Below are 12,012 nucleotides of genomic sequence, written 5' to 3'. Positions count from 1 at the left end.
CGCCCTACCCTCACTCGCCGTATTCGGTGATGTCGCCCGATGCGACATTGAAGGTTCGAACCGCAGGGAGGTTGTCGAGATCAACGCCAAACTCTTCAGCCTTCCCAGACTCGAAGTTGAGCGTGACTTTCCGCGCTCGGACAATTTCCGGATCGATCTTCATGTGGCGTGCCCACTTGGAAATTGACTCCGCTGAAGCACCATCATTGAAAAAAATGTCCAGACGAGAGTTTCGCGACACAGATTTTCTAACTTCGCTGACCAGGTCTTCGCAATCTTCGAGGCAGAAGTCGTTTACAAACAGAGCAACGTGAGTCGTGGTCGCGTTGTACTTCTCATTCCACTCCTGCTCCCAATGAGGAGCATCAATCACAACGGGGTTTTCGCCGAACAAGTCCTTGGCCGCTTTCATGCGTTCCACTTCGAAGGCCAATTCCAGTTCCATGCGCCGAGATTCGACCTTCATCCAGATCATGGCGTAGCGTTCACGCTCAGCAGGGTCCGTCTCGGAAACGCCGAGAGCCGTGAGTGGATCGAGTCCCGGAGACCAAATGCCTCGCGGACCCGACATGATCTTTCTATACTTGATCCAGTCAGACTCTTTGAGCATCCACTGCTTAGCCAGAGACCGTTCTTCATCCGTCAGTTGCATGCCGGACTTCTGATCGAGACTCGATTGCGCGTGAGAGGAAACATTCCCCATCGAGCGCGTGTCTGTCGGAGTCTGTGCTATCGCAATGTCAGCCGTTACCACGCTGACCAGAAGAGAAGCCAAGAGGGTTTTGCGAATCATGAATTACCCCTCGCAATCGACAATGACTGTCGAGACTTCCCGTACTCCCGTTGATCGGGGCTGACTCAGGTCGGCGACCAGGACCGGCTGATCGCATCCCTCTACTTCCATCGGTTCCGATGAAAGATTCGAAATGTAGTAACCACGATCTGTTGGAATAAAAATGCCCCGGGCAAAACTCGTGCTCTCGGAAGCAACCTCAGGAACGTTTTCGGCTTGTGGTGCTGTGTCCTCATGCATTTGCTGATCAGCAGCGTTGAAATACATACCCCCGCCAACAGCCACAACAAAAAGACCTGCCAATGTGATTGGTTCCATCTCTTAACCCTCCACGCTCAGGCGTCGAACTTTCGAGCCGGCTTTGAAAACCGCCTCACCATTCACTGCACCCTGAAGTTTCCATCCGCGGTAATAGTCACCAACTTTGAGGGGTACCCAACCACCTGATGAGTCTTGAAGAACCACGTAAGGCTCGACACCCCACATGTCGATGCTGGCAACAGTGGCACCTTCCAGTGTCTGGACTTCTGAAATGGGCTGGGGTGCTGGCGCCGGTACTGTCTTAACGACAGTCCTTGCCGGACGCTCACTGAGGGTTTTGACTTCCTTGCTGACGACATCGATATCGAGTCGGTGCTCATCGAGGATTTTCCGATGATCTGACAACGTGGTCTTGATACCGCCCAGTTCGTTTTGGATGCTGTCCAGCACAGTTGACAGGGTTGCAAGGTCAGAACGGAATTGTTCGATGTCGGAGATGCGGGCCGTGTTCTCTGTAACAGCAGACTGTGTCTGGGCCAGACTCTGAGAAATCTCGCCATCCTGAGTCACCAGGTCCGAGATTGATTCTTGAAGGCCAAAAACTGTTTGACGGATCTGACTATCGCTTTCGAGCTGATTAAAGCCAATCACTCCCGCGACGCTGAGAGCCAGCAATGAAACCACCAGAGCTGATCCACCCAGCAATTTTCCACCTCCACCTGCCGTTTTCGGTGCTTTCTTTTTAGAGGTTTTGGACTTCACGGGGATTGGTTCCGGCTCAATTTCTGATTCGCCCTCGGAGCCGACAGCTCCCCTGGACTCGGACACCGGAAGATCCAGATCGAAATTCTCCAGTTCATCTTCGGATTGTTTGGCGCCAGGATCACGAAGTTCATTTGTCGCGACTCCAGCTTCCTCGAATGCGTCATGAGCCTCGCTCAACGCTACTTGCTCAGGCTCCCTGTTCATTGCGGCCGGTGAAATGCTCTGAACGATACCCTTTTGCAGCTTGCTCATGACTCGCCTCCCAGCTTTTCAGACAGCTCGAAGGCAACCTTTCGATGAACAGGATCTACGATCAGCTCGAAGGCTTCGCCAGAGAGCGTGTTCAAAGCGCGGTCCAAGGTCATCGGCCCAATAGTGCGATGAATGGCTGGGAGAGGAAGATCCAGGAGCACCTTAGCCTCTTCACTCAGCACAGAGGCATCAGCCAGAACGTAGCCTGAGCGTGCCAGCAGAAATTCCACGGTTTGTCCGACGGAATTGATTGATTGAGGAACCCGAGTGCGAATCACTACCTTCAATGGATTCAGCTGATCAACTGGCGGGATGTTTTGAACAAACGAATACCGACCAGTTTGCATCCGCTCCACTTGCTCACGTTCTGCCTGGTCAGAAGGGATGACTGATTCTGCGTATGCTGAGACTGAGAGGCAGCACAGCAAAGCAAGGGGTAAAACTTTCATGGCAAAAACCTCTGAATAGAATTCAGGGGTAGCCTATGGGGTTTCCCTATTTAATTGCGGTTTAAAAGGTCACGGGTCGATGACCGTTTATTCGTGCCCTCCGCAGAAAAGAAAAAAGCACCCCAGTGGGTGCTTCGCTGTATTCGAGGACGGGTATAGCGAAACCCGAATTTGAGGCTGATCCGGAAATGGGGCGGTGGGATCGTTGTTCCCCCAATATTTTCGTGCGTGCTTATAGCGATCGCACGGCATGGCTAAAAACCACACAAAAGCCACTCGTCTGGCGTCCTATCATCACTGCAAGATTTGCTTGCCGGCTAACCGAGTCATTAACACAGATGAGGCTAGGCCGTGAACGCTAACCGGAATGCCCTGGAAGTTATCCAAGGCTTTCGGGATAGCGAGCGCGGCCCAAGGTTGGCAAAGAGGAACCCTTACCTGGTCAGCTCACAGTTTCTGAATTGAGGAGTAGAGATTAGCAAAGGGGAAAACTTTGCAGCTGAGCCCGGGGGCTTGGTTATGCTTGAATTCTTGCAGGTCGCCGAGTATTTCGCAACTAGAACTCTGCCACCCTCAAATCGACCAGTTCTGATTCCGATTGCTCGATCGCATCAATAAAACCTTTCAAGAGTCGGAGGTTTGCATTCAGGTAGATCAATTCCTCTTCGATGTCTTTGAGGTGTAGCACCTGGTTCGGATCGAAGACCTTGAGATAGTCCTTCACGGTCTTAGCATGAAGGCGAACGTATTTCCGGTCTCGCTTGGATGACCGAAATCGCCAGAAATATTTGGTAGTGGTTCCATCCGATCTACCAGCAATAGTCAGCTCGAAATCCTCCCCGAAATTTGAAATCAAATCGTCTCTGAGTTCAGCCGCTCTGGCTTCAAGCTGATCGCGAAATCGTTCGATATCCTTGCGGTACAAGTTTCGCCTCGCGCCCTCATTATCCTTAAAAGGTATTAGTAAATTTATATTTAAAGGGATGGTCACCGAAATTCCTCTCCTGATCCAAGCAGTAATAACCGGTTCTGATCCAGCACTGCTGCTGGTTTCGATCCAAGTTTCGGCCGGTTATGATCCATGCGTGAAACAAAAAAAGGGCGCCACCTTGGGCACCCAGTGATGTCGCCTAACACACTCCCCGGGAAATCAGGCTTCTGTTTCCGCTTCTGCTTCGGCTTTTGCCAGCACGCTGTCCAGCTTTGACTCCAGGTCTGCATTTACCTGCTTCGACGAACCGGCCTTTTTCTCTGATTTTGACAGATCTGCGCCCAGGGTATTCAGTCGTGTTTGGGGGAGAGAGGGTGCGTTTGGCGATCTGGTTGTGCCTTCCAAATAACCCTGCTCCAATTCACCCATAAGCTCTTTTGCTTTCTGAGCTCGCTGATTGTTGGCCGCCATGTCGTCGCGGCTGACCCCGGTGTGTCGGTACTTGTAAACCAGGTGCAGAACTCCTCTGACACGTTTCTCTACTCGAGCCAAAGTCTGAAACTTGGTTTTAGTCTCAATAAGGCCGATGTGACTAGCCAGCAAAATCTTCAGAACAATCTGATCCACCTTTAGGAGCTGGTAAACAAGCTGAAAACCGAGACGTGAAGCAAAGCGGACTGGAACTACCACAGGATTTTTCGAAGCCACATTTGGAAGCCTCATCGCTGATGGGACGTTTTCCTTGATGAATTCTTCGATATCAGCCAATTCAGCATCGAGATCCTCAGACAAATGCTCAATGCCCTCTTCAATTTGAGCAAAGTGGAAGTCCGCGTAGGGATCGTCTTCTCGTATTGCCTGTTCGAGCGAGCGTACTCGCGAACAGAATCCAGGAAGCCCAAGAATTCCATGCTTCTTTTCAGTTTTTTCCCGACCTTGCCAAAGCCTTAGCGCAGGTCGTGTTGCCAATTCGATCTCAATGTCCTGTGTAGGAGCAATTGATGCCATTTTTGATGTTTTATCGGTCATTTTCTGCTCCTTAGAATGCGACTTGTAGGTTACGAGTTTGAACTGGAATCGAGGCGTTGTTCTTTGACTGATTCATTACCTGCTCAATTTCTTTGATCTCCCGATAGATCATCGAAAGAGGCAGGTTCGTGCGGCGAGCGACCTCAAGCAAGCGGTGACGAATATCGGTAACCTCAATGAGATTCAGCCATTCTTCATAGATCCGGCATTGTTCTTCATGTGTTGGAACTACCAACCGTCCCCGAACAGTTGGAATACCCAAGATCCGTTTTCTGGTCGAGACGTGGGTTGTCCTCAACCCGAAGAATTCCTTCATGAGATTAAGACACGCTCCACGCATCAACATCTCATCAATCATCGCATGCTGTTCGGACTCGGAAGCCTCTACTTCGAGCAGCTTTGAAATCCTGGCTGCATTGATAGGGAACCAATCCTCCAGCGATTTCCCCGTTGCACAGTAATTCGCTGCGACGCGTGTGATTTGGTCAGGTTTAAGGGATTCAAGGATTCTTAGGGAGTCGATGGACAAGCCAATGTCTTCGACGGAGTCGAAAAAGCCGACTCTGGCATTGCCTAAGGTCTTTACTAGCAGTGCTGAGATGAATTGGGCGCTTTCATATCGGAAGTTTTCGCAGGCTGACACAGCTTATTCTCCTTGCTGAACCTGGTTTATAGCCTGAGGCTGCCTGTGGCGCCTCTTTGCGGAACAACTCAGTCCGTACAATCCCTGCCCGTTCTGCGTCCACACGTGTCCGTTAACACTTTGGCTGTCTGAATTTTCAGACAATCATTTACAAAATGTTACCGTCTGTCAAATTTTTAGTCAGTAATTAGCGCAAAAAAATTTATTTTGTCTGCAATTTCAGACGCAATACTTTATGCTGTAGTCATATGACTACGGTACAATTCGAGCACGAATAACTTTCAGCAATCAACCATGAGCTTTCGCAGGCGACGGCATTGCACACCAAGATACTTGAGGTTAATGCGTGGAAAGGCTCCCAATATTTACTGATGCCACTGAAGCGATAGAGTTCTTCGAAACAACTCCCACTTCCTGGTCTAGCAATCTGATGAAGGCGTGGGTTGTTCGGCATCTCGTTGAAGACGGTTATGCGAATGCTGATATTAGGGATGCTCTGAAAATTCGGAAAAAGTATGTTGTCACACACCTTATTCGTGTTGGCAAATCCTTATCACTAGAAGAGTTCCAGCTTTGGGCCCAGTACCCTGTAAGCATCACATTTGGTCACATGCGGGCAATAGCTTCACTGCCCTACCCCACGCGGCGAGACTTGTTAAAACTTTTGCTTAAAACAAAGACAACGGTCTCTCAACTAGAGCAAATTGCTCGAGGCAAAAAGCTGGACAATGAGACAGATATTCGAAAGCTTGAAAGGGACATCTCAGACCATACTGGCCAGCCAACCAGGATCCGCTTCAACCATAAAAAAAAATCAGGATCGATAACTGTCGATTTCTTTAGCCTGGATGAATTTGACTTCCTCTGTGAAAAGCTTGGCTACAAACCCTCTGATGACTTTTAAGATCACAGCATGTGGAGCCATCAACCTTAATAGCCTGCGACTAAACTCTGCTCTATCGTATCCCGATACCGCTAATACCACCCCAACCAAGTATCTATTTACCTGACCCGGATCACTGATCTGTGTGGGTGCTACACGCCACGGGTAAATCTGAATTCTGGGGGGTTACCCGCCACGGGTAAGTCTGGTTTCTGGGAGGTTACCCGCCACGGGTAAGTCTGGTTTCTGGGAAGTTACCCGCCACGGGTAAGTCTGGTATCTGGGAGGTTACCCGCCACGGGTAAGTCTGGTATCTGGGAGGTTACCCGCGACGGGTAAATCTGAATTCTGAGAGGTTACCCGCGACGGGTAAAATCGAGTCAACTCCTCTGCCAATAGGAAAGGGGCAGCAGCATGCCGCCCTCGCCTATCAACCAGAGATTATCATGATTCATTCATCTTAAATTTCTTATTAAGAAGTTCGACGGCGGCTTCGATATCAGATTCTGAAAGACCCTCAATTTGAATTTTGCAAACACCGTCAGCTGAAACAGTTCGCTTCAGAACCCTTTTTCCATCTTTGCTTGCATAAACTTTTGGCGGAATTGACGAAGTGGGTGTTGATGGAGCCCTGACCGCGCTTTTGAGAGCAGCAACTACCTGATCATAGTTAAGTAATTCGCGACCCTCTTTCAGCGATTCTTTGCGATCCTCAAGAAGTTGCTCCGCCCTAGAAAAAAGCTTCTCAGGGTTTTTCTTCTTGAGTTTCGAAATGATCTCGCCGTAGCTTTGAGCCATATCACTTGGCGCCGGCAGAATTCGAACAAAGATCTCTTCAAGTTCGCAAAGCAATTTGTAACGTGAAGAAGTCGACTGAGAAAACCCTTTGGCCTTACTCAGTTCATTCCAGCTCCTGTATTCACCAAGTTCAATCAAACGCTCATAAGCCTGAGCCTTTTCAAAGAAAGATACATCCTTGCTGTCATTCTCAAGCAGACTCAAAGCTCTAACATCTACGTTGGGAACATCGCCCACAAATGTTTTGAAGTTAACGCCGGCAATACGACATGCAGCCCTACGTCGCGACCCATAAAGTAGCTCAAACCGTCCATCTGGTTTCGGACGCACCATCCCAGGGTACTGATTGCCACCACCAGAGCGAATTGTCGGTAAAATATCCGACAAAGAAATCTCATCAAGGAATTCCTGCTTCCGCTCATTTTCAGGCGATACATCAATGAGTGAAGGATCAATGTCCTGGAGCTCGAAGCTGACACTCTCCTTGCTGACCGGCATATCGAGAACAACTGAGCTACCTGTTGTTGAAGCACCAGCAAGAGCGGCCTTCAATTTCTCGTTGACTGACTCGTACTCACTTTCAAGATGTGCAACCTGCTCCTCAAGTTCATCGGTATAGGTTTTCTTCCGGACCGACTCATTACTAAAGGAATTCAATGCCGGACTTCTTGAACCCTCAAAGTAACTCTCATCGACTGGATCTGGCATCTCAGATTCGTCGTCAAGAATCGATAGCTTTGAAGCACCGTATTTATCTTTGTTAGCCATTTTTCATCTCCTATTCCGCGTGTCCGGCATCACGAATTTCTTTCCTTGCTTCACCTGCCTTGGCAACAATTTCATCGATTTTATCCAGGTGTGAACCTCTCATTGCATCGCCAAAAACTGTCTCAGTAAGGGCGTCGTGCATTTCTGCAAAAAGACGATCGTACATTTCAATCGTGGATTTTAGCTTCTTCCGGTTGTCAGCATCTGAGGGGTTTTTTTCGTAAATCGAGTATGTGGATGCATTAGCTTTTCCAATTTCATCTGATGCGTGTGCTTCAGCAGTCAGAACATCACCACGCTCAACAGTGAATACCTTCCTGATGATCTGGCCAAAGAATTGGGCATAAGATGATCCACTGAACTTCGTTATGAAGTAACGAAGATCTGGCAGGTGAGGTGCCACACCCATATCAATGTAAGAACGGGCAGTATCCGAAATCAGCTTCGAAAACTGTAATGTCGACGCGAAATCCAACAAGGCGGCCGGGGTTGGAACAAAGACGACGTCACAGGCACTGACGACATTCAACGTGGTCATGTTAAGTGAGGGCGTACCATCGATAATGATAAAGTCATAATCTTTCCCGACTTCACGTAAGCCTTCTCTTAGCTTGGCGATGAATTCAATTTTGGGCTTACGACTGGCTTCCATCAACTGAGGAAGTAACAGATCAATCGCCAGGTTCTCCAAACATGACGGAATAATATCAATGTTGTCCCAGTATGTTTTTTGGATAGCGTATCTTAAGTTCTTGGAGGACCCCCTTGGATGTCCCACCTCCCGAAGAGCAGCATCATCCTCAAGAATAAACGGCGCAAAGGTGTTCTCATACTTAATGTCGTAATCCGGACGTTTGCCAAAATAGAAAGACAGCGAACCTTGAGGATCAGTATCAAGAACCAGACACTTATAACCACGCATGGCCAGGTATTGTGAAAACAGGTGACAAGTTGTGGTTTTGTGGCTGCCACCTTTCAGATTTAGAACCCCGCATATTGCCGCCGGCAAATTTTCAGGCTTCGATGGTGACGTCCCAAGAACTCTCTGCATGTGGTTGATATGGTTAACTGTGTAGCCAGCCCGAACCTTTTTTGCTGTATCGGTACGATACTCGGGAGGAGGGAGTCGGCCGTCTTGCTCAGCCGCATACAACGTGCCTACACTGATGCCGACCATCTCTGCTGCTTGAGTAGTGCCGTATCGACGTTGCTGAATCCGGGAGTCTACCTCAGAGGTTTCAACCCACTCGGGATCGTACTTATCTTTTTGTGCGTCCTTAACAAGCTCAGGCATCTGGTCCATAACGCTAAAACCGCGCTTGACCACTTTATGCATCTTAGAAATTGCCGCCTTTAACTTGTCAAAGCGTGAATCATCGTTGATGGACATTGTAATTCCTTCAAATTTGCCAGTTGACAACGGTACGATTGCTAGGATAATCACTGGTAATGTTACCAATTGCGCCAGAAAAAGCTATTTTCATTTCAAAGGATGGTACTTTTGGTCGATTGGTGAAAACACGACGAGTTTTGGCCAGCTGGATACGAAACATCTAACGACAGATAGCGCCGATACCAAAAAAAATATTGCGACCATCCCGGCAGGATGATTGGAAGGGCAAAATGGCAATGAATGCTAACAAGGTTCAAAATGACGTCCAGCTCGCACTGGACTTGTTTGGCCTCGACCCCCTTATCGACCGGGATTTTACTCACACGCTCTCGCTGTATGACGTTATCGGGAAATACATCTATGACAGACGCAGCAAAATCCTCACAGGCGTTACGTCGGCGGCAGATGCAAAATTCCAGCGAAAGATCATTCACGGTAACGCCGAAATTACAGCAACAATCACAGCCGCCAACATTGAACGCATCGGCAAGAATGGTGAGAGAGAAAGTGTCTTCGCATTTCCCGGAACTCGTGAACAAGCGATTGAAGATGTACTACGAAAACTAGCCACTGAAAGAAGAGCGGAAACCTACGAGACCCAGCTGCCAAACAAAAAGAAAAAATTTCATCTCATCGGGCTGCAGTTTTCCCTGTACGAAATTCACCAGGAGTTGGAGAGGCAAGGGAAGAGCTATAACTACGTCGAGATCAGGGAAGGGCTCGAAATTCTCTCCAAAGCAGGGCTGAGTTTCGTATCGGAAGATGGAAGCACACTCGCCAACGCCAACTTTTTCCCAGTTCTATTTTTCGCTGACGCCCCGAAGAAAGGCGATGCCCAAGCGTTCGTCTGCTTTCATCCGCTAGTTACGGATCTCATCACCAACACTAAATATCGCAGATCGAAATACAGCAAACTCTTTGAATTCCAGAGTCAGCGCGCGCGTTTGTTTTACGATCGGCTATGCTGCAGCTGGATTCAAGCCGGACCAGGTCGCCCATACAACATATTGCTTACAACGCTCATTGCCGCATGGAAGGATCCGGCAAACCGGCTCGCTAAAGATAAGGAGATCATCATTGAAGCACTCAACGAGCTGGTAGAGCGCGACATCATAGAAAAGTACGAAGCGGAGCCTAAGAAAAATAAAGGGAAGATCTACGATTGGTTGTTCACATTGCATGCGAGCAACTCATTTGCAAAACAGCAAGCTGCTGCCCAGAAGGTGTTCAACCAAATCACGGCTAAAGCTGAAGGTCGTGCACTGATGTCAGACGAAGGCCAATCGCAAGACAACGAGCATGACAATAGTGAAGGCAAGTCATCACAGATACCTTTTTAAGGTCTGGCCAGAATTTTATCCCTGAAACCCCACCAAAAAGTTTTCTGCCCTCCAAAAAATCCCCCAAACCACACCAATTTTTATCAGCTCCCCGGGAAACATTATCAATAAAAGCCTTTTTTGAACAAAGAATTGACATAGTTGGACAGCAAAAGGCTCATCGATCTCTAAAGCGTCAGAGAAATAGCTAAATACAACGTCTTGCTACGATCTTGGGATGCAAAGAAGGGGAGGGGAGTTGCATCTCTCAGACTGCTATCCAGCAACGTCTAAAAATCCAACAAACAGCTTTATGGCACTGTTTTATAATCTTTTTTACACGACAGCCAAGTGAAATTTGCTTGAGCTTATACGCCAAGGACTCCAAAACATCCCTTAAACCACACCAATAATTATGTTCACCAACGTTTGCCATTTTTTAGTGAATGATCAGCTGGGACGCGGAACACCAGCGGGCCAAGAGGGAAGGGCAGGGCGGTGCAGGGCAGGGAACGCCAAGAGAGGCCAGGACACTTGAACGGACACTGGATCACTAGTCGCTAGCGCGAGCGGTTACCAATCACCGACATAGTCAACAAAACTGTGTTATGGAGAATTTCACATTAGTGGGGTTTGTAGGATCTTTTACTAAGGTTAATGGGATAGAGGATGAAATGGGCTGTATTTTTACTGAGGTTTATCGGATAAAGACGTCATAAACCACTGATTCTGTGGATACTTCTTTGGATAACCTGTTAGTATCCTGTGGAGGAAATGGGGATATGTGGTTTATGGGATTATTTGGATGCGGTTTATGGGATTATTTCAGCTTGGTTAATCGGACCGTATGAGCGTGGTTAATCGGATTACTCAAAAGACCTCCATCCCTACCAGTAAAGGGTTCAAAGCTAATTAACCAATGAAACCTACCGTTATCACCCCGTTTTTAATCCGTCTTTAAAAATAATAATCAGAAATTGCCTGCTGCAATTTTTCATTAGAACGGAAATGCACTGGCGAGAACGCCAGCGCGCAACAAGCTGCATTTTTTTCTACTGAAATGAAAACAACCGCCATTCCTCAACCCAGCGCTCGACAACAAACGTCAGACCAAACAACTATATTTAGAAGGTGTGCGACCTTCAACGATCTCACCGCTTTTATAATCAACCTTCTGTCCAGGATCTAACTCACTTTGAAATTGCCAACCAGAAAGTTTGTGGAAAGCTGTGAAATGTGACCGCTCTTGATAAAGAAAAACCAATACGAGGGGGTTCAGTACGGGGTGTTACCCAGCAGTGGCAGGTAGTAAATTTCGTTCCTGAGACTGATAACGAAGGTAGTGGAATAGGGCGGTATGGACTGCACGCGTCGGATTGCAATTCCAGGATCGTTCAAGGTCAGCAAGCAATGATGCAGAGTTGCCGACATAGAATGATTTTTTGACACCCCCCTTTTGCACCGCAACCGGATGCAACGTCATTCTATTTGCATGAGCCCAGGAAACTGCGGCGTCTAGCAACTCGTATTGAAATTCAATGGTGTCATCGATGGCCGCAAGCAATTTCATCAGCGTGTGATCGTCTTCTTTAAGTCGCAGAGTAAATGGCAAAAGCTTTTGCTGTTGATCGGTCACCGGTAGATTAGCCTTTAAAAGGTAAGTGGAAGTTATTGGCATTTTGTCCAACCAAACTCCTTTTCGCAGTGTTTAAAAGGTCACTGAGCACT

The 12,012-nt window shown here is 48.0% G+C and carries 12 protein-coding genes; 2 read left to right on the top strand and 10 right to left on the bottom strand.

Annotated features, from left to right (window positions below):
* Positions 1-10 precede the first annotated feature (10 nt).
* The 7 genes from CDH48_RS16180 to CDH48_RS16150 all read right to left on the bottom strand — a co-directional run bounded on the left by CDH48_RS16180 (position 11) and on the right by CDH48_RS16150 (position 5,123).
* Complete coding sequence (locus CDH48_RS16180) at positions 11-793, bottom strand: TIGR03759 family integrating conjugative element protein (RefSeq protein ID WP_100689776.1); 783 nt, start codon at positions 791-793, stop codon at positions 11-13.
* A gap of 3 nt (positions 794-796) precedes the next feature.
* The gene (locus tag CDH48_RS16175) at positions 797-1,111 is read right to left on the bottom strand and encodes a hypothetical protein (RefSeq protein ID WP_100689775.1); all 315 of its coding nucleotides are present in this window, start codon (positions 1,109-1,111) and stop codon (positions 797-799) included.
* 3 nt (positions 1,112-1,114) lie between these two features.
* Positions 1,115-2,071, bottom strand: a complete 957-nt coding sequence (locus CDH48_RS16170; RefSeq protein ID WP_100689774.1) for a hypothetical protein — start codon at positions 2,069-2,071, stop codon at positions 1,115-1,117.
* Positions 2,068-2,520: a PFGI-1 class ICE element type IV pilus protein PilL2 gene (pilL2, locus tag CDH48_RS16165; RefSeq protein WP_100689773.1), complete on the bottom strand. Its 453-nt coding sequence runs from the start codon at positions 2,518-2,520 to the stop codon at positions 2,068-2,070. Before pilL2 ends, CDH48_RS16170 begins: the two co-directional genes overlap by 4 nt.
* 556 nt (positions 2,521-3,076) lie before the next feature.
* Positions 3,077-3,511: a hypothetical protein gene (locus CDH48_RS16160; protein WP_100689772.1), complete on the bottom strand. Its 435-nt coding sequence runs from the start codon at positions 3,509-3,511 to the stop codon at positions 3,077-3,079.
* A gap of 159 nt (positions 3,512-3,670) precedes the next feature.
* Entirely contained in the window at positions 3,671-4,480 is an 810-nt protein-coding gene (locus CDH48_RS16155) for a PFL_4669 family integrating conjugative element protein (protein ID WP_100689771.1), read from the bottom strand.
* Between the two features lie 10 nt (positions 4,481-4,490).
* Positions 4,491-5,123, bottom strand: coding sequence for an STY4526/YPO1902 family pathogenicity island replication protein (locus CDH48_RS16150; protein ID WP_100689770.1), 633 nt, complete (start codon positions 5,121-5,123; stop codon positions 4,491-4,493).
* Between the two features lie 430 nt (positions 5,124-5,553).
* On the opposite strand from CDH48_RS16150, the gene CDH48_RS16145 reads away from it, so the two are divergent.
* On the top strand, positions 5,554-6,027 hold the full coding sequence (locus tag CDH48_RS16145) for a transcriptional regulator (protein ID WP_157807851.1): 474 nt from the start codon (positions 5,554-5,556) through the stop codon (positions 6,025-6,027).
* Positions 6,028-6,450: 423 nt separating this feature from the next.
* On the opposite strand, the gene CDH48_RS16140 is transcribed toward CDH48_RS16145, so the two are convergent.
* Entirely contained in the window at positions 6,451-7,572 is a 1,122-nt protein-coding gene (locus tag CDH48_RS16140) for a ParB/RepB/Spo0J family partition protein (RefSeq protein ID WP_100689768.1), read from the bottom strand.
* Between the two features lie 10 nt (positions 7,573-7,582).
* Complete coding sequence (locus CDH48_RS16135) at positions 7,583-8,962, bottom strand: AAA family ATPase (protein WP_227521129.1); 1,380 nt, start codon at positions 8,960-8,962, stop codon at positions 7,583-7,585.
* A gap of 233 nt (positions 8,963-9,195) precedes the next feature.
* Here CDH48_RS16135 and repC point away from each other — a divergent pair, with 233 nt between their 5' ends.
* The gene (repC, locus tag CDH48_RS16130; RefSeq protein ID WP_083231806.1) at positions 9,196-10,305 is read left to right on the top strand and encodes a replication protein C, IncQ-type; all 1,110 of its coding nucleotides are present in this window, start codon (positions 9,196-9,198) and stop codon (positions 10,303-10,305) included.
* A 1,267-nt stretch (positions 10,306-11,572) separates the two neighbouring features.
* On the opposite strand, the gene CDH48_RS16125 is transcribed toward repC, so the two are convergent.
* Positions 11,573-11,962: a hypothetical protein gene (locus CDH48_RS16125; protein ID WP_100689767.1), complete on the bottom strand. Its 390-nt coding sequence runs from the start codon at positions 11,960-11,962 to the stop codon at positions 11,573-11,575.
* Positions 11,963-12,012 lie beyond the last annotated feature (50 nt).

Origin of the sequence: Marinobacter aromaticivorans (assembly GCF_002806975.1) — a bacterium.
GTDB classification, from domain to species: Bacteria; Pseudomonadota; Gammaproteobacteria; order Pseudomonadales; family Oleiphilaceae; genus Marinobacter; species Marinobacter aromaticivorans.
The sequence above is the reverse complement of the archived record's forward strand: the minus strand, read 5'-3'. Positions and strand labels throughout refer to the sequence as shown.

Coding starts and splice junctions, on each gene's coding strand:
- CDH48_RS16180 (WP_100689776.1), bottom strand. CDS start 793: ATGATTCGCAAAACCCTCTTGGCTTCTCTTCTGGTCAGCGTGGTAACG.
- CDH48_RS16175 (WP_100689775.1), bottom strand. CDS start 1,111: ATGGAACCAATCACATTGGCAGGTCTTTTTGTTGTGGCTGTTGGCGGG.
- CDH48_RS16170 (WP_100689774.1), bottom strand. CDS start 2,071: ATGAGCAAGCTGCAAAAGGGTATCGTTCAGAGCATTTCACCGGCCGCA.
- pilL2 (WP_100689773.1), bottom strand. CDS start 2,520: ATGAAAGTTTTACCCCTTGCTTTGCTGTGCTGCCTCTCAGTCTCAGCA.
- CDH48_RS16155 (WP_100689771.1), bottom strand. CDS start 4,480: ATGACCGATAAAACATCAAAAATGGCATCAATTGCTCCTACACAGGAC.
- CDH48_RS16145 (WP_157807851.1), top strand. CDS start 5,554: ATGAAGGCGTGGGTTGTTCGGCATCTCGTTGAAGACGGTTATGCGAAT.
- CDH48_RS16140 (WP_100689768.1), bottom strand. CDS start 7,572: ATGGCTAACAAAGATAAATACGGTGCTTCAAAGCTATCGATTCTTGAC.
- CDH48_RS16135 (WP_227521129.1), bottom strand. CDS start 8,962: ATGTCCATCAACGATGATTCACGCTTTGACAAGTTAAAGGCGGCAATT.
- repC (WP_083231806.1), top strand. CDS start 9,196: ATGGCAATGAATGCTAACAAGGTTCAAAATGACGTCCAGCTCGCACTG.
- CDH48_RS16125 (WP_100689767.1), bottom strand. CDS start 11,962: ATGCCAATAACTTCCACTTACCTTTTAAAGGCTAATCTACCGGTGACC.